This is a genomic window from Acaryochloris sp. 'Moss Beach' (genome assembly GCF_021497025.1).
Taxonomy (GTDB): domain Bacteria; phylum Cyanobacteriota; class Cyanobacteriia; order Thermosynechococcales; family Thermosynechococcaceae; genus Acaryochloris; species Acaryochloris marina_A.
The window spans coordinates 2,758,869-2,776,648 of sequence record NZ_CP071717.1 but is presented as its reverse complement, the minus strand read 5'-3'; the positions used below and the strand labels follow the sequence as shown (position 1 = coordinate 2,776,648).

The window sequence follows — 17,780 nt, the reverse complement described above, 5'->3', positions numbered from 1 at the left end:
TTTCATTGTCTCTGCAGTGGGATAGTTTCTGCAACATATTCTTATTAAGTGGCCGATAGAAACCCAAAATCTAAATCGCTAAAGCTAGTCACAGAATGACATAGACGTTCATGGGGTAACTTTAACCATTGTCATCATATGTCTACTGATTTGACAGTATTTGCCAGAAATCTATTCGCCTTTGATCTCGCCTGCACAAACCTGCCGCCAAGGAAAATTGCCGGATCGGTCATCAGCATTCTAAAATTTCAAGCATCATCCTACTGGCCATACTGTGCACAGTTCAGGCCCCAGGCTTCTGGGAGCCATAATTTACTTTAGTAGCCTGGCATACAAATTTTCTTTTGTGAAAATGATGATATTTCCATAAAGTTCGTTCGTTAATCTCAGATTATTCATTACATTAATCTTGTGCTAACAGTTTGGAGCAAAGACGTTGAAAAAAGTTGAAGCCATTATTCGCCCATTTAAACTCGATGAAGTCAAAATTGCATTGGTCAATGCAGGCGTAGTCGGCATGACCGTCTCCGAAGTCCGAGGCTTTGGTCGACAGAAGGGACAAACTGAGCGCTATCGGGGGTCTGAATACACCGTTGAGTTTCTCCAAAAGCTGAAAGTAGAAATCGTGGTCGAAGATCACCAAGCAGACATGGTAGTCGACAAGATTGTCAATGCTGCCCGCACGGGTGAAATTGGCGACGGCAAAATCTTTATCAGCCCTGTAGATCAGATTGTACGAATTCGTACTGGCGAAAAGGATTTCGAAGCCGTCTAGCCTCCTAGAAGCGCCCTTAAAGCGCCTTCAATTCAAGATCCAATTCATAGCGGTTGCCAAGACATGGTTCAGATTACGGGTGCCACAAAATTGCTGGGCGTCATGGGTCATCCCGTGGAACATTCTTTATCCCCAGTGATTCACAATGCTGCTCTCAAAGCATTAGCGACCCAGCATCACCATTTTCTGGAGTATGTCTACATCCCTTTTCCGGTTACCGCCAATGCCCTCCCTGCTGTGGTCTCAAGCTTAAGGGAGCTGGGATGCTGTGGTTTTAATATCACCATCCCCCACAAGCAAGCGATTATGCCCTTGCTGACGGAAACAACAGCCATCGCCAAAGCCGTAGGTGCCGTCAATACCGTTTGGCCCACCGATACAGGTTGGGCAGGCACCAACACGGATGTGGAAGGATTCTTATCACCTTTACAGCCGCTAGATCGAGATTGGTCTACTGTCACCCCCTGCATCCTAGGGTGTGGTGGCGCTGCCCGAGCGGTGTTAGCGGGTTGTGCTCAGCTGGGCTGCCCACAAGTTCATATCATTGGTCGCCAAAGTGCCAAATTAGAACAACTGCGGACCACCTGTGCCGCGACCCTGTCTATTGATATTCAAATTCATCTTTGGGAGAATCTGCCCCGTCTATTGCCCCTAGCAGCTTTGCTGATCAACACCACCCCTGTAGGGATGTCTCCCCATACCCAAGCATCTCCCCTCTCCACAGCAGATATAGATCAGCTGCCCCAGGATGCCATTGTCTATGATTTGATTTACACCCCCAATCCCACTTTATTGCTGGAAAAGACTCAATCCAGTGGCCGCATCGCCATTACAGGCGTAGAAATGCTGGTTCAGCAGGGAGCTGCCGCCCTATCCCTGTGGATCGACCAACCGGCTCCCGTAGACATTATGCGAGAGGCACTGCTGGCCTGTTTTACTTAAGCCTGGTTGAAGACTCAAGGCTGTCTATTTAATTCTCTAAGCAGAAAAATAGGCTAATTTAGCCTTTATTCACGAAAAAATAAGCGAATTCTTTAATTAAAGTTGCTCAATCTCGACGATAGATGGGCAAACTAACCTAAATAGTTAGTTATGACAACCTCATGCAGACTGCATGAGGTTATTTCCTATGCTTGCTAATTAAGAGTTTGTTGGGGGATTCAAAATTGATGAAAGCATTGTTAACATTAGGACTCTTCGCCTTACCGACATTGGCGTTAATACCGACGGGGGCAATTGCTCAATTTGGCTTACCTGTAGAGGTTCCTAAGGCACCAGAGGCCAATCAGTTCAAGCCTCGCGGCTTACCCGTTCCCACTGCTGACGATTTAATTAACCCATCCCCCCCGATTACAACATCCTTAGCCAAAGCCTATCCTGAAGTCGTGCTGTTCGATGATTGGCAGCCTAAGGACATGCAGCCCCTGACAGATCTTTCGCAAGATGCCAACGGTAATTTCCAGCTCAAGCCCGGCCTTTATACCCTAGAAGTCGAAAGTTACAGCCTCCAGGTGGGCTCCTATAGCCCTGGTAAACGCAATGGGTATCTATCGGCCTCCTTGGTGGAGAATAATCAAGCACTCATTGGTCGCATGCTACAACAGGCTGCAACGTTGCCCGATATCCCTCAATCCCAAATCCAGACGTTAATTTGGGCCATCCTCTCGCGTGCAGAAATCAAAGGCCTGTCTAAAGAATTGCAGGCCACTGCAAAACAACTCCTTACTGCTGAAGAGATTAAAACCCTGAATCAGCAAGCCTTGGGCCTGATTCCAGCCGATCAAAAAGAAGCGATTTTTACCAATGTGCCCGCAGACGCCCTCACCACTGTAGAGGCCGAAGCTAGCATGCGAGCAGCCCTCGCCCAAAAGAAAAGCTATGGCGATCTAGCAAAAATTGCGGTTCAATCCGGCAACCCTAAGGCGGATGCCAAAGATCGAAAAGTGCCCCAAGGGCGATGGTCCTATCACCCCAATGGATTTTTTATTCGGTATTTACCCTCCGGCTATAGCCGCACCGAGATCCAGATTGCCGTCCCAGAAAAATATCAGGTGAAGCGCGATACCATGGGTCGCATTGTTGCGATCGCAGATACCGCAGGCAACCGTATTGAAACGGATTACGACGATACCGCCACCCCCTTAGCCATTCCCGATGATCCCACTCTCGTTGGCTATGCGTTTTCAGAAATTCGCTTTATCCGGACGACCTCCAAAACATCCCCTCCAGAAAAGGTCACCCTCGCCAAAATGGGCTGGACCTTAATGCAGAAGACCAGCAGTCAAAGTTTCTCGCTACCCACCCAGCCCACGCAGATGGCCAGCCTTGGCCAACCTTTTATGACTCAAACGTCTCCAACAGAAGAAACCGATCCCAAAAAAGCAATAGACCTCACAGAGACCGCCCAAAACTTCAAGGGGTGGAAAAAACGGTATAAGCAAACAGAAGACTATCAGAACGTGATCGCCGAGTATCTAAAGCGCTGGCAAACAGCCAATTCACAAGCCCAACCCAAAGTTCAGCAGCTGGCAGATCTATATCATTACGCAGATGCTATTGCCGCCGCCACGGACGACAAGGAGTGGAGTCAATATAAATGGCTGAAAGAGCATCAAACCGCCATCTTAAAAGCATTGCAGTCAGAAACGGCCTTACTAGAAGCCAGGGGTCAATCACCAACCCTCACCTTCAACCCCGTTCAGACCACCGCAGTAGCTGCCCAGAAGGATAGACAAATCCTCGGTTTATCCAATCGTCCTTACAAACCCTAGCTGTTTAGACAGAGAACTCTAGGCAAAGCTCTGGCCGAGCATCACCGGATCGTGAACCGTGATCTTTTTCTTGTGAATGGAAATTTTTTCCTGATCTCGAAGATCCCCTAATAAGCGGGTCACCGTCACTCGGGTGGAGCCAATCGCTTCTGCGATCGCTTGGTGAGACAATTTTAGGTCTACTGTAATCCCACTACCATTGGGAATTCCAAAATCACGGCAGAGAATCAGCAGAAAACTGATTAACCGAGATTCCATATCCCGGTGGGCCAAGGTTTCAATCATCATCTCAGTTTGAATAATCCGAGAGGACAAACCCCGCAGCAACACCATGGGTAAATCGGGATCACTTTGCAGCGCTTTTTCCACCTGCTCAATAGGAACAGAGAGGAGTTCAACGGGGGTAAAGGCAACTGCATGGTAGAAGCGATCAGAACGCTGCTTCGTCAGTAGCGATAACACGCCAAAAACACTATTTTCTCGGAGCAGCGCTACGGTGATTTCTTCACCAGCTTCATACACGCGGGAAAGCTTAACCGCTCCTTTAATTAAAAAATAAACGCGCTCGGCTGGATCACCTGGGAAAAAAATCGTTTTCCCTCGATCAAAGGTTTCAGTGACGGGGGGGAATAGTCCACTTCCCATCTGCCGAAAAACGGCTGCAAGGGGATTTTCGGGAGTTAATCGATTAGCTGGAGGCGAGGCCATTAACATACTCATACCCTGACTAGATACAAAAGATGTTTAGGAAGAGACAAGCAAAAAAAATCAATGTTTGATTTTGAAATAAAATGATGAAATTAAAGTCACTCCTACAACCTTAGGATTTTTTATCAAAGTCAGATTTATCAAAAAGTGTGGTTTACATAAATTAAGCGGACTGATGGGTTTCTTTATGTATCAAAATATACATATATAAAAACTGCCTTCATAAAAAGCCCTCAATTGCAAAGATATCAGTTTTGCTCACAACTCGTTCTAAGCTAGAACTGGAGTCAAGGTTCAGGCTTTTGTTGACCGCATCCTTCCCCTGGCTTGTCATACTTCTATTCAACTGATCTTCATGCTTGATTTAACTGGAAAAAACGCCCTGGTCACTGGAATTGCCAATAACCGGTCCATTGCTTGGGGCATTGCCCAACAACTCCACAGTGCGGGGGCCAATCTGGGGATTACTTATCTACCCGATGAGAAGGGACGGAACGAGTCAAAAGTTAAAAAACTGGTTGCCCCCCTTTCCCCTAGCTTGTTTTTACCTTGTAATGTCCAAGATCAAGCTCAAGTAGACGCCACGTTTAATTCCATTCAGCAACAGTGGGGCAAGTTAGATATCCTGATTCACTGTTTGGCCTTTGCCAACCGAGACGATTTAGGAGGTGATTTTAGTGCTGTCCAACAAGACAATTTCAATCTGGCATTGGATGTCAGCGCCTACTCTCTTGTGCAATTGAGCGCAGCCGCCAAACCTCTAATGACAGACGGCGGCAGCATTGTCACGTTGACTTACTTGGGAGGAGCTAGAGTCGTTCCCAATTACAACGTTATGGGAATTGCCAAAGCAGCGTTAGAAATGAATGTTCGCTATTTAGCTGCAGAAATGGGCCCCCAAAATATCCGCGTCAATGGGATTTCAGCAGGACCGATCAGAACCTTAGCCTCCTCTGCTGTGGGTGGAATTTTAGATATGATTCACCATGTGGAAGAAATCGCCCCCCTCAAGCGAACCGTTACCCAAACAGAAGTCGGCAACACTGCGGCCTTCCTCTGTAGTGATTTATCGACGGGCATGACCGGACAGATTCTCTACGTCGATTCAGGCTATTCGATCATGGGCATGTAAGGTCTGGGGCATCCATTTGATACGTCACTTCTTACAAGCCTGGACTAGACTAGAACTCTACCCAGAGCTGGCTAGCCGTCTGATCTCAACCCTATGAAGCACCGGCCTCACCCCCTTGATCGTGTTGCCATTGCCGTGATGGTAATTCTCACAGCCCTAATCAGTTTCATCATCCTGGGGGGTGACCATACTGTGCCAATGGTTCGAGACTTTAATTGGCAAGATAAACAGGTTGGTATTGAAGATACAGCCTTTATCTTGTCGTTTAATCGCACCATGGATTGGTCGAGTGTTGAAGAACACCTCACCTTAACGCCCAATCTACCGGGAAAAGTGAGCTGGTCCGGTCGACGACTCGCCTATACCCTGACCGAGCCCATCCCCTATGGCACTAAATTCCAAGTGCAGCTGAACCAAGTGGAAGAAGCTCGCCGGAGCCCCAATGCCCAACCCAAAGTGATGCAGCCGTTTTCGGGGACGTTTCGAAGTCGAGATCGCGCCTATGTATACATCGGTGTTAATGGGGAAGAGTCAGGGCGGTTGATTCTCAATAATTTAACCCAAGACCAAAAAGCTATTCTTACGCCTGCCGACCTAGTCGTCACAGAATTTAAGCCGTATCCCTATGGCGATCGCATTTTATTCTCCGCCACTGCCAAAAGTATTGCATCCGGAGGAGAGTTTGACCCCAAACTCTACACTGTCACTACAGGGTTATATGCCAATCCTCCCGATCTAGACAGCGGTCCTCAAAAACCTGCAGGCGAAATTGAACAAGTCTTGGACAACCAGCAATATCAAATCCTCAAATTTGACCTTGCTGCAGACGGCAGTCGAATTGTTGTCCAACGAGTTCCAAAAAATGGAGCAACTCCAGGCCAGGTCAGTCTTTGGCAGCTTCCCACAGGCAAATCAATCCAACTATTAGAGAATGTCCAAGGGGGCGATTTCATGATTGCCCCTGATAGTCGCTCGCTAGTGATTGCCCAAGGACAAGGACTGGCAATTTTACCCCTAGAGGGCAGTGTAAATGATCAGCCCTTGGAGTTTCTGCCTAAATTTGGGATGGTTTTAAGTTTTGCTAGCGACGGATCAGCCGCTACGATGCTCAAATTCAACCCCGATTTCACGAAGTCTTTGTTTTTAGTCACGACTCAGGGCCAGCAAACCGAACTGCTCAAGACAACCGGCTCAGTTATTAGAGCCATCTTTAGCCCTAAAAAACAGTTGCTTTACTGCTTGCTCACTCAGGTTGGCAATGGCGAGGAGTATGTAGAAACCCCATATCTTGCAACGATCGACTTAGCCACCCAAAAAGAAACTAGGCTTTTAAATCTACCCAAGCGTGATACCAGTATGGATCTTGCTCCAGATAGTTCAGCATTGCTATTCGACCAAGCCATTGAAGCCAGCCCTGACAGTGCCAAGATTGATCAGACCAATTCAGTCAACACAAGTAATCTCTGGATTTTACCGTTAATGACTGGTGGCAGTCAGCAGCCCTACTCCGTTGGATCTGGCATCAATCCACAATGGTTGCCATAAATCAAACGTTCTTTTCAGCCAAACCATGAATAATCTCGAAAACTTAGAACAGAAGTTTCAAGAGTATGCTGGTGATGATCTTAGACTCACGATTGAAGAGTTCCAAATCGCGTTTGAGTTGACAAATAAGTATTTATGCGAGCGTCTCTTTCATATTTTTGACATTGATCAAACTCAAGGTATTACTTTTCAAGAATTCCAGAAAGGCATCCATAAAGCTCAGGAAAACCCACTCGAATTTGCCTTTCAACTCCATGATGGAAATGATGATGGCTGCATCGATAAGCCAGAACTCACAAAATTTATTCGAAGTAGCTTGAGAGAGGGAAACTTTGATCTCTCAACTGCGAAATTGCAGCAAGTCAGAGATATTCTATTTGAGAAAGCAGATACTAATCAAAACCAAGAAATATCGTTACCAGAATTTCAGGACTTACTAAGTCAATCTCCGCGACTGAAAGACATTTTATCTGTGAGTCCAGCACAATGGTTACAGCCCACTTCTGACAGCTCCAATCCACAAAGTCATCCAGAATATTGGCTACAACGATGGCATTATATTCAAAATAATTGGATTAAGATTCTATTTCTAACGCTGTATTTTGGTATCAATATTGCTCTATTTTTTCACGCCTACCATTTGACCCAGTATAGGCTCAATACTGTTTGGTATCGAATTGCTCGGGGCTGTGGATTAGCACTTAATTTTAATGGTGCATTGATCCTAGTCCCCATCATGCGGCGTTGGATGACATGGCTCAGAAAAACTAAGCTTAATGACTATTTGCCTATTGATGAACATCTGGCCTTCCATAAGCTGGTTGGCCAAATGATTTTTGCTTTAGGTCTTGTCCATACCGTGGCTCATCTCAATAATCACTCTATAGACACAGCAGCCTTTCAGATTGATTATCCTGTTCATCTCTTCTTATTCTACGGTTCAGGATGGACCGGCTTATTGCTGATGCTATTGCTGTTGTTAATGTGGTTTACTGCCCTACCCTTCATTCGAGAGAAAGGAAAATTTAATCTCTTTTTCACCATGCATTTAGCGTATATCCCTTGGATAGTGCTGATGTTCCTACATGGCCCTCATTTTTATAAGTGGGCGGCTGTATCCATTGGCGCTTTTCTGGTTGAGCAAGTTATTCGGTATCGTCGGAGCACACAACAAACCCATGTCGTGAATGCTCAAGTTTTACCTAGTCAAGTCTTAGGGTTAGAAATTGCCCGCCCCCACGACTTCACGTTCAAAGCGTCTGACTATCTCTATTTACGATGTCCCCAGATTTCAACCGATGAATGGCATCCTTTTACGATTAGCAGTCCACCTGAACGAGAAGACGCATTATCTTTACATATACGAGCCCTAGGGAGCTGGACAGGTACTCTATATATACTGCCAACGGCTGAGGGTTTAACATTTTAGATTGAGCTACAACTCTTTCTAACAAGGGATTTGAAGCTCATGAAAAAAGTAAACTTTCAACTCGTTCGGAGTATAGTCAATTTCGAGATTTCACAGAAAAACGGAATGGCCAGACTACTTTGCCAAAAATCCCAGTCTATTTAGATGGCCCTTATCACAGTCCTAGTAGCCATATCTATCAATCAGAATATGCTGTTTTAATTGCTGGAGGTATTGGAGTGACTCCCTATGCCTCTTTACTACAAAGTATCTTGCATCAGCGTCAGGCTGAGTCATCTCTTCTTCAGCTCAAGAAGGTCCACTTCTATTGGTTTAATCGCACTCAAGATTCGTTTGAATGGTTATTGGAGATGCTGCAAAGACTGGAAGCCGAAGATAGTTTTGATTTATTTGATCTCAATTTGTATTTAACCGGTGCACCCAAAGACACCAATATGCAGTTTATAACTGCATACGCCGCCTTTGACTTACTCCATCAAGAGCATCAGGTTGATTTAATTACGGGTTTAAAGAATCAAACTCAAGCGGGTCGACCCAATTGGGATCAAATTTTTACCCAATTAAAGGAGAAATATCCAACCGAACCTGTCGATGTTTACTATTGCGGCCCCAGAGGATTATCTGGGACCTTAAGACGCAAATGCTATCACCATAAATTTTCTTACCGAAAAGAGAATTTCTAGGGTGGCACTTTGACTGCTACTTCCTAATGCGTATAGCTATTGACCCATCAAAGTCGCTTATTTAGACGAGTCATTAAAATTGAACAGGAATGGTGCATTCGCTTGTTCAGCACTACCTGTTACTAGAACTTCTGGCATTTGAGACCCTCCTTCTTGCCAAGCTGAGATTGCTTCTTTTTGCAGGACTAGATTGCCACCTTGGGCTTTGAGGGTTTCGGCTAATAATCTTTGGGCTTCAGCCTTGCCTTTGGCGCGATTAATATCTGCCTGGGCTTGTTGCTCAGCTTCTTGGGCAACGAAAACTGCTCTTTTCGACCGTTGTTCTGCGACCTGCTTATCTTCCACAGACTTGGCAAATTCAGGTGAAAATTCTAAGTCAATGACGCTGGTATCGAGCACCATAATGCCGTATTTCTCTAAACGCTTCTCCAATACATCATCAAAATCTCGCTTGAGTTCTGCTCTTTGGGTAATGGATTCTTCAACTGTTCTTCTTGCAGCTGTGATCTTAAAGGATTCTTGAGTTTGAGGGGCAATGATTTTAGAGACGATGTTCGCGAGGGTGCCTTGAGTACGGCGAATTTCAACGACTTGCATCGGGTCAAGACGGAAATTAATGGCAAAGCGAGCATTGAGATCTTGCAGATCTTTGGTCGAACTTTGAGCTGGAACTTCAAATTTCTGAACTGTGAGGTCATAGACATCGACAGCTGAAATGACAGGGGGCTTGAGGTGAATTCCTTCTAAGAAAGCAGTATCTCTAGCTTTTCCTAAAATGCTGACGACCCCCGCTTGGCCAGGGTTAATCACAAAAAAACTACTGAAGACGACGACGACTAAAATTAAGGCAACGCTAGCAAACGTGATCAAATTATTATTGCGACTATCTTGCATATGGAATTTGTGCCTTACCGCTTGTTCAACCAACCGTTTATCAGTATACCGATCTTGCTGGAGGAGGGTGGGATAGCTGAAGTCGATTTGCCAAGGCTTACGAGGATTTTGCCGATGAGCTTATGTTATTTGAGAGGGTCTTTAGGCTTGTTGGATGGCTTCCTGTACAGTTAAGCCGACTTCCTGACCATAGGATAATTCTAAGGTGTGACCATCGGGATCCTGTAGAAAGGCCCAATAACCAACGGGATAGCCGGCATCTTGGGGACCATCTAAAAGAATTCCTTTTTGTTTAGCTTGATCACAGAGTTGATCCAATTCTTCTCGACTTGAGCAACCAACTCCCAAATGGGCCAATGGAGACAACACCGGATGCACCACTTCTTTTTGAATTAACACAATTACAAAAGGTCGGATACCATCCGATAACCACACCACTGGAATACCTGATGCTCCGTCTAGGCGTTTGTGAACCACCTGCATCTGAGCATAGGTGGCATAAAACTCAATACTGCGATGAATATCTGCCACCGGGAGGGCAATATGGGTGAGTCCGATGTCTTTCATGATGTTTGAAGACGAATAGTCCGATGAGGGTTGCTTCAACAACTTGAGTGGACTACAACCCTTTCCTTTGAAATGCTCATGTGACTCACCATACAACATCAACTGGGACAGATCGCACATGATGGGCACATGCAAAGGGTTAAGTCTTTTGTCTACACTACAGACCCACCGTTGAACTGGGTACCTTATGGGCAGAGCCGGGGGCAGTTAGGAATAGGTTCATGCATCGGTACTTCAAATTTTTTATTCGCTGGGGAATATTAGGGGCAACCCTCATTTTTTTGACTAAGACTCTGCTGAGTCATTGGCAGGATGTCAAAGCCCTGGAATTACAGCAACAGGCTTGGTTATATGGGGGTATGGCATTTGCGATCGCATTCCTAGCACAACTCTGGTTAGGCATATTATGGTGCTGGATTTTAGCCGCCTTTAAGCATCCACTCCCCAAACGATGGGCCATCATCACCTTCTTAAGACATACACCCGCTAAATATATTCCAGGCAGTGTATGGCACTTATACGGTCAGGTCAAAGCCGCTCAGAAAAAAGGATTAGGGCTAGAGTTAGCAACCTTGAGTGTTTTACTGGAGCCACTCTTCGTCATTGCTGCTGCCATAGGGCTGGCGTTATGGAACACGTCCTATGGTCTTTTGCTTGGGGCATTGCTAGGCGTTATTTTGCTAGTCCTCCATCCCCGAGTTCTCAATTTTTTGTGGCAGCACGTCCGTAAGCTCAAAGGCAAGCAAGCGAGTAGCGTCAAGATGCAATACTACCCGCTGCGAGTTTTACTAGGCGCAATCTTTTTCATGGTGTTACGAGGGCTCATGTTTATCCTGATTGTCTTAGCCTTCACACCTATTAATTGGTCAGCCCTCAGTCCATTGATGAGTGGTTTTAGTATGGCTTGGCTACTGAGTTTAGTCATTCCCACTCCAGCAGGTATGGGAGTATTTGAAGCGTCAGCCATTGATATCTTGCATCCATATCTGTCTCCTGGGCTGTTGTTAGCAGCAGTCGCCATTTATCGATTTGTCAATGTTGGGGCTGAGATGATGGGTGCAGGGTGTGCCTATTTGTTGAAGGAAGGCTAATGTCGAATTTCTCTCTTTCAGCAAAAAAACATTGACTGATCGAGAAGGGACCATCTGTGTCTATCCTCTTAATATTCAGTTTTATACAGTGGCCCATGTACACACGTACCGTTCGTCTCCAAGATACCGATGCTGCGGGGGTAGTCTATTTCACCAGTGCACTTGATATCTGCCATGAGGCCTTTGAAGATTCACTCATGGGATCAGGAGTTGATATCCGCACATTCTTTAGCAACCCGGATACGGCAACACCGATCATCCATGCAGATATTGATTTCCTTAAACCCAGTTTTTGTGGCGATCAGTTAACGCTTCAATTGAGTACTCATCAAATAGCAGAGGATGAATTTGAGGTTCGCTACAACATTACGGCAGTGAATAAAGGGGAACGCCTGATTGCCAAGGCTACGATTCGGCATGTGTGCATTAATCCTATTAATCGCCAGCGCCAACCCCTACCCGAAGAATTGGTGACCTGGATTCAGCGGTGGAGTTTAGCGATGAGCTAAGGGCAGAGCAGTAGAGAAGGTCAGCGTCGCAGGCTGAAAACTCGTCAATACTGCGGGTGTACTGGCTCTATTGTTTGCACCAACAGGGGTCTGGTAACCACACACATATTCACGGAGATAAGGCAAAAGTCGAAAACCATCCTCCTGGTTACAGAGTAAGGAGCGACTCTGAAGAGATTGCAATGCAGGTAAAAGATCGGTAGTTGAAACGAGATCTTTTAGAACTAATGCTTCATGCAGTTGATCTAAGGTGATGCTGCCTGTTTCTGAAGCAATAAAGTTAACAATCTGCTGCTCGGTAGGTGCTAGCCGTTGGAGCTGCTGTTTTAAGAGTTGCTGAATGGTTCCAAATACAAAGTTGCCTTGTTTTATCCATTCAGCAACTTGGCAGTGAAACAAAGATGTGACATTAGTTGCTGCAACTTTAAGTGCATAGGGATTGCCCCCATAGTAGGCATATAAGGTTTCAGCATCGGTTTGGGTTGCCTCTACCTCCTGATGGTTTAAGAGAGTATAGGTTTCTGACAATGACAGTCCTTGTAAATACAGGGTTTGAACGGTGGGTTGATTACGCAAGTTAACGCCAACAGGTTGTTCTCGACTAGTGAGTAGAACACAACTTTGGTGAGGGGAATCCATCATGTGGCGAAGGAGTTGACCATATGCTTGATGATTCAGTCGATAGCTTCCTCCCATTTGCCCTGGTTGCAAGATGGTTTCAAAGTTATCTAAAACCAATAAGCACCGATGCTGAAGGAAATAGTGCATCAAAATTTCAATTTGGGCATCGATGGATGTGGGCCATTGTGAGGTTGCTTGCTCATCAGTATTAACTATATTGGCAAAGGTTTCAGTGAAGGTTGGAGCATTGCGAAGGGAACACCAAATGATCCTTTGAAATCGATCTTGTACCTGGTGAATAACTTTTTGAACTAGGGAGGTTTTGCCAATTCCTGCCATGCCTAGAAGACTAATGAGTTGAACAGGACGCGTTTGGTCTTGTCCCGAACGAGTTAGCCACTGACATAGAGTTTGCTGTTCTTGTTGGCGGCCTACAAAAAGCTGACTATGGTTGGGATAGAGACGGTTGGGTGAATCAGACCATAGAAGTGGGTAGATTGTTTGATCTGAGACGAGTTCAACTTTAGTGGGATATGCATTGATATTGCTTTTAGCATATTGAGGAGTGAGAACAAGACTGGCAATCTCTTTTACGTCATTACTTAAGATTCGGCTTTGTTGTTCTAAGCGACGGAAGACAACTTGTAAGTTCCTTTTAGTCACTTTTTGTGCCAAGGCTTGAGAGAGGTTTTGCCAAAGTTGATAGCCAACATGTCTGACGTAATCGGTATCATAGCCACAGGTTTCAGCTATTTCTTGATAGGATTTGCCTTGCCAGGATAAGCGAAAGATATCTTGGTGGAGGTTCTTGAAGCAAGAAGGATCAAGGGCTGTATCTATTAAGGCTAAGGCATCCTCAATGGTCATTATGATTATCTGCACTCAGTAGAGTATTCCAACAAAACAGAATGTAATGTAAATCACATCCTTCTGTACTAACTGTCAGTTTTTCGGGTATGAATTATGCAAGCTTGACAGTATTTTTGATGGTCAATTGAAATTTCAACCTCACAGTTGATAGCTAGGCTTGCAAAGCATTCAGCCATTTTTCAGAAAAGCACTTCTAAATAATTCTTCATATTAGAAGAGTCACTATTGAGCACCTTTTAACCTGACTGCCTGACATAAGTACCTCAAAGCCTTTAGATACGTAGCTTTTGGATGCTGAATAGCAGGGTGTATAAGGCTAGCTTTTGGCATTGTTCACACGTCAAACGCAACCTAAACGTATTACCAACTCTCTTGCCTTAGGGGCAGCGTTGCTATTCTTACAGTGCAAACCCTTACGAAGAAAAGGCTTTCAGAGATGTGTCAGGCAGTCAGCCTTTTAACACTGACTTAAATACAAAGCTATCTATATAGTCACAACATACGATACTTCAAAAGCACTACCGATAGTGTGAATCTCTACTACTAGATACTTTTGAAAGTAAAAAATGTTTAGAAATTTTATGATGAGTTGTATATCTACTGATTTTGAATTTATTAGAATAACTATTTTTTGCATTAGGCAATCTCCCACAATCAGCTACTTAAGTTAAAAAATTCTTGGCTAAGCAAACTTATTAATCGGTGATTAAGATAAAAAAGTCAAGTAATTAGAATGACACTATAGGGCTGTTTCGAGTTTGTAAGAGGTAATTCAAAAGAACTTAAAGTTTCTAAATCTCTAAAGCATTATGTAGGATCTAATGATGTAATAATCTAATTTCAATATTTTCTCTTAAAAATTTTTAACAGCTCTGCACCAAAAACAATATATATTCTCACTTTAGACTTATTGATCAACTAATTCATGTAATCGAAATGAAAAAATCGTCTCAGAAAAAAAAATACTAAAAGAAAAAATATATCCCTCATTTTTTTCTTGTCACTTAATTTAATGTTTTTCTTGATACTATTTGTATGTCCAAATGGATTGCTTGCACAGAGCAACGAAGAGTTAAAGCAGCAAGAAGAGGAACTGAAAGTTGAAAAGAGTAGACTAGACAATGAGAAATTAAAAAATTGATATTGAAAAATTAAAAGTAGATATTGAAAAAGGAAAGATTGACAACGATAGTGGTAGAATTACTAATAGAAGTGATGAATTAAAAACAATAAGAGAAAATCTTTTGGATTTAGATAAAATAAAAAAATCCAACGATTACAATACCAGAAGACAGCAAATTTGAGATTGAAGGACAAACTCTTGCAGCTGAAGCATTAGGTGAATTAGTCACTGATTTATATCAATCACTCAAGTCTAGTCAATCTTTAACGACTATTGACTACCTCATCATGGCAGGCCAAGATGATATATCCATCCAATCACTTAAGTATTACAATGATTTTAATGGGCAAATTGCTTTGTTTGAGCAAGCATATAACTTTGTTTTAGGTCCTGACCAAACAGATACCCCTAATCCTCAAAACCTTGAACCCGAAGTCTTCACTGCAGCAGCAGCTCCCCTAGTATTACAGGGTGTTCTTCAAGCTATTTCAGCATTTAGAACTGACGTTACGTTACGAAGTATAGATGTCGAATTAGATGATTCTATACTTGTTGCACAACTAGCAGCTTTATTTGAAAAGGATCAAAATAAGATGGTAACCATTGATCCTGGAATACCCAATCCTGAGACCTCTAATCGTACAATTTCTAATCCTGGAATATCGAATCCTGAGACCTCTGATCGTACAGCATCTAATCCTAGTTGTATACCCCCTAAAACAGGTAAAACTCGTATCTTCTACCCAAACTTATTCCCTATCTATTTATCTCAGGGCGAGGGGCAAGATCAATGTGAAAAAATCATTACCAAAAAGCTTGAAAATATATCTAACAGAGCTTTACAAGGAAAATTAATTATTCAAGAACTTGAGTCTAAGCAAAAAGAACTCAAAAAAGATGGTTCTGATTTAGATGAAGAAGATAAAAAAAAAGCTAACCAATTTATCTATGCTAGATGAAAAGTTTAATGAATTACTGAGTAGTATTTATGTATTAAATTCTCAAGGAACAAGTAATCTATCTTTATTGAAAACTGGTCTTAAGATTAAGCAGATGCTTGCTACTTCAGGGGGTTATCTAATGCTTTTTTCAGATGACAACGGGAGGATCTGTTCGTACGACAAGCAATATATTCGGAACCAAAGTACGTTATTCGGGAGGAGCATCTGTTAGTTTCTTCTTTTTTGATGACGACTCGTCAATCATATTTTCTGATGCTCCACAACATCATACTGGATTTAAAAAGCTAGATAGGGGAAGAACGACTTCAGTACGTTCTCCAGAAAGTTAGATTCATCGTACTACTAACGATAGTAAGTCTCTAATCAAAATTGATGAAGGTTGCTGTTTTTGAAAAAATCTTCAAGATCCTATCTCGCAAACAAAATTATATAGGGGATAAATACTGATGTCAGAAACTATTTGTAATCCAAATCCAGCGATTCCCTCTTCTCTTCATGAGCTAGATATTCCAAGCATTACTGCAAACCCTGGAAGTGTTAGTTCACAGCCTTATTTATCTTCTGAAAAGCTACTTGTTCCTAATCAGAGTCAACTTCCTGACCTAATCAATAATTCACGAAGTTTCACAGGGATCAGGCCTGAATATGCTGATAGCCTTTTACCAGAAAGTGTAATCGGGAATGATGATAGAGTTCGCATACTTGATACCCACAATTATCCTTGGAGAGCAATATGCTCACTAGAGATCCAAGGTCCCCGAGGTTTTGGGATGGGAACTGGTTGGTTTATTGCTCCAAATTTAGTTGTAACTGCAGGTCATAATATCTATCATGAGAGACGCTTAGGAGGGTGGGCGGAAACAATTACAGTTTATCCTGGGCGTGATGGAAGTCACATACCATACCCTCAAGGTACTAGCTTTAATAAACCTATAAGGTCTAGCCAATTCCGGGTTGTCAGGCCTTGGGTAGATAGTAAAGGTGAAAATCCTGATTTCGATTATGGCGGCATCGTATTAGATCAGAACGCTGGGAATGAAACGGGTTGGTTTGCCGTAGCAGCAGAAACCAATGACAATATTGCAGGTTCCATTGTGCATATGTCTGGGTATCCAGGAGACACAAAAGGGGGGAGTGGGAAATATCAGCTATTTGGTAAGGACAGAGTAGAAAATAGCAGCATTACACCAACACGTTTCTTTTATAGTGCAGATACATACAGAGGTACCAGTGGTGCACCAGTATGGCTAGAAACCTCTTCTGGTAGGTTTGTCGTAGGTATACACACTTATGGGATCAGGGGAGGTTTTACACTAAATTCAGCGACCCGCATAAACAGAGAGGTTTTACAAGATTTACGTAGTTGGATGTAAAACTTTCTCATTGTCCACCACATGGAGGGACAGAGGTGTTTGAGTCAATCAGAATCTACAATGCCAACCCCTCCCTGCCCTAGCTGTGGTTCCCTGACAGTTGTCAAAAATGGTCGCATTTAGAATGGTAAGCAAAGCCATAAGTGCTAAGACTGTGGTCGCCAGTTGTTTGAAGACCCTCAGCAAAAGCTGATTGACCAAAACACTCAAGCCCTCATTGATAAGCTGTTGCTGAAGAAAATACCTTTGGCATGTATTGCCAGAGTATGTGATGTTTCAGAAAGCTGGCTATGAGAATACATGAACTACAAATATGCAACAGTGCTTCAAACCGTGACGGTCTCTTCAAACACAAGGCCGATTCACCCTTCAATGTGATGAAATGTGGTCGTTTGTGAATGGTAAAGGAAATAAACAGTGGATCTGGCTAGCACTGGATGTCGCCACGCGTGAGATTGTCGGAGTATGCGTTGAAGCACGCTCTAAGTACGGAGCCTGCCAGTTATGGCAATCATTACCCGGGATATGCCAGCTTATACCGATTTCTGGGGTCTTATGGCTGTGTATTGCCTAAGAAGCATCACGGACCAGTGGAGAAGGAAACAGGTAAAACCTCACATATTGAGCGGTTCAACTGTACTCTGTGTCAGAGAGTGTCTTGTCTAGTCCGTAAGGCGTTGCCGTTTTCCAAAAAGCTCGATAACCATATCGAGAGTGTTTAGATTTT

Annotated in this window: 15 protein-coding genes and 1 pseudogene; 12 read left to right on the top strand and 4 right to left on the bottom strand. The window is 43.7% G+C overall.

Translation table 11 applies throughout. The features are described from left to right. Positions 1-436 precede the first annotated feature (436 nt). The 3 genes from HRE53_RS13050 to HRE53_RS13040 all read left to right on the top strand — a co-directional run bounded on the left by HRE53_RS13050 (position 437) and on the right by HRE53_RS13040 (position 3,546). A complete protein-coding gene (locus HRE53_RS13050; RefSeq protein WP_010468720.1) occupies positions 437-775 on the top strand; it encodes a P-II family nitrogen regulator in 339 nt (112 codons plus the stop codon). A 63-nt stretch (positions 776-838) separates the two neighbouring features. Then, positions 839-1,717 carry a shikimate dehydrogenase gene (locus HRE53_RS13045; protein ID WP_235110947.1) on the top strand — a complete coding sequence of 293 codons (879 nt, stop codon included), beginning with the start codon at positions 839-841 and terminating at the stop codon, positions 1,715-1,717. Between the two features lie 227 nt (positions 1,718-1,944). Next, entirely contained in the window at positions 1,945-3,546 is a 1,602-nt protein-coding gene (locus tag HRE53_RS13040; RefSeq protein ID WP_235110946.1) for a hypothetical protein, read from the top strand. Between the two features lie 18 nt (positions 3,547-3,564). On the opposite strand, the gene ntcA is transcribed toward HRE53_RS13040, so the two are convergent. Continuing rightward, positions 3,565-4,254 carry a global nitrogen regulator NtcA gene (ntcA, locus tag HRE53_RS13035; protein ID WP_212663813.1) on the bottom strand — a complete coding sequence of 230 codons (690 nt, stop codon included), beginning with the start codon at positions 4,252-4,254 and terminating at the stop codon, positions 3,565-3,567. Between the two features lie 355 nt (positions 4,255-4,609). Between ntcA and fabI the strand changes: the two genes are divergently transcribed. The 4 genes from fabI (at position 4,610) to HRE53_RS13015 (ending at position 9,043) form a co-directional block, all read left to right on the top strand. Next, complete coding sequence (fabI, locus tag HRE53_RS13030; RefSeq protein WP_235110944.1) at positions 4,610-5,386, top strand: enoyl-ACP reductase FabI; 777 nt, start codon at positions 4,610-4,612, stop codon at positions 5,384-5,386. Between the two features lie 93 nt (positions 5,387-5,479). Continuing rightward, the gene (locus HRE53_RS13025) at positions 5,480-6,931 is read left to right on the top strand and encodes a hypothetical protein (RefSeq protein WP_235110942.1); all 1,452 of its coding nucleotides are present in this window, start codon (positions 5,480-5,482) and stop codon (positions 6,929-6,931) included. 25 nt (positions 6,932-6,956) lie between these two features. Beyond that, positions 6,957-8,360, top strand: a complete 1,404-nt coding sequence (locus tag HRE53_RS13020; protein ID WP_235110939.1) for an EF-hand domain-containing protein — start codon at positions 6,957-6,959, stop codon at positions 8,358-8,360. Between the two features lie 119 nt (positions 8,361-8,479). Beyond that, positions 8,480-9,043 carry a hypothetical protein gene (locus tag HRE53_RS13015; RefSeq protein ID WP_235110936.1) on the top strand — a complete coding sequence of 188 codons (564 nt, stop codon included), beginning with the start codon at positions 8,480-8,482 and terminating at the stop codon, positions 9,041-9,043. A 57-nt stretch (positions 9,044-9,100) separates the two neighbouring features. Here the strand turns inward: HRE53_RS13015 and HRE53_RS13010 are convergent, their stop codons facing one another. After that, on the bottom strand, positions 9,101-9,937 hold the full coding sequence (locus HRE53_RS13010; protein WP_235110934.1) for a prohibitin family protein: 837 nt from the start codon (positions 9,935-9,937) through the stop codon (positions 9,101-9,103). Between the two features lie 141 nt (positions 9,938-10,078). Continuing rightward, on the bottom strand, positions 10,079-10,504 hold the full coding sequence (locus HRE53_RS13005; RefSeq protein WP_212663808.1) for a VOC family protein: 426 nt from the start codon (positions 10,502-10,504) through the stop codon (positions 10,079-10,081). Between the two features lie 221 nt (positions 10,505-10,725). Here HRE53_RS13005 and HRE53_RS13000 point away from each other — a divergent pair, with 221 nt between their 5' ends. Further along, positions 10,726-11,595, top strand: coding sequence for a hypothetical protein (locus tag HRE53_RS13000; RefSeq protein ID WP_235110933.1), 870 nt, complete (start codon positions 10,726-10,728; stop codon positions 11,593-11,595). Between the two features lie 95 nt (positions 11,596-11,690). Then, positions 11,691-12,104 carry a thioesterase family protein gene (locus HRE53_RS12995; RefSeq protein WP_212663806.1) on the top strand — a complete coding sequence of 138 codons (414 nt, stop codon included), beginning with the start codon at positions 11,691-11,693 and terminating at the stop codon, positions 12,102-12,104. Here the strand turns inward: HRE53_RS12995 and HRE53_RS12990 are convergent. Next, on the bottom strand, positions 12,090-13,592 hold the full coding sequence (locus tag HRE53_RS12990) for an NB-ARC domain-containing protein (protein WP_235110932.1): 1,503 nt from the start codon (positions 13,590-13,592) through the stop codon (positions 12,090-12,092). The genes HRE53_RS12995 and HRE53_RS12990 overlap by 15 nt on opposite strands. Positions 13,593-15,005: 1,413 nt before the next feature. On the opposite strand from HRE53_RS12990, the gene HRE53_RS12985 reads away from it, so the two are divergent. The 3 genes and pseudogenes from HRE53_RS12985 (at position 15,006) to HRE53_RS12975 (ending at position 17,775) form a co-directional block, all read left to right on the top strand. Beyond that, a complete protein-coding gene (locus HRE53_RS12985) occupies positions 15,006-15,677 on the top strand; it encodes a hypothetical protein (protein WP_235110931.1) in 672 nt (223 codons plus the stop codon). Positions 15,678-16,126: 449 nt separating this feature from the next. Further along, positions 16,127-17,053 carry a serine protease gene (locus HRE53_RS12980; protein WP_235110930.1) on the top strand — a complete coding sequence of 309 codons (927 nt, stop codon included), beginning with the start codon at positions 16,127-16,129 and terminating at the stop codon, positions 17,051-17,053. A 60-nt stretch (positions 17,054-17,113) separates the two neighbouring features. After that, positions 17,114-17,775: pseudogene (locus HRE53_RS12975) on the top strand (IS1 family transposase). The last annotated feature ends 5 nt before the right edge of the window (positions 17,776-17,780 follow it).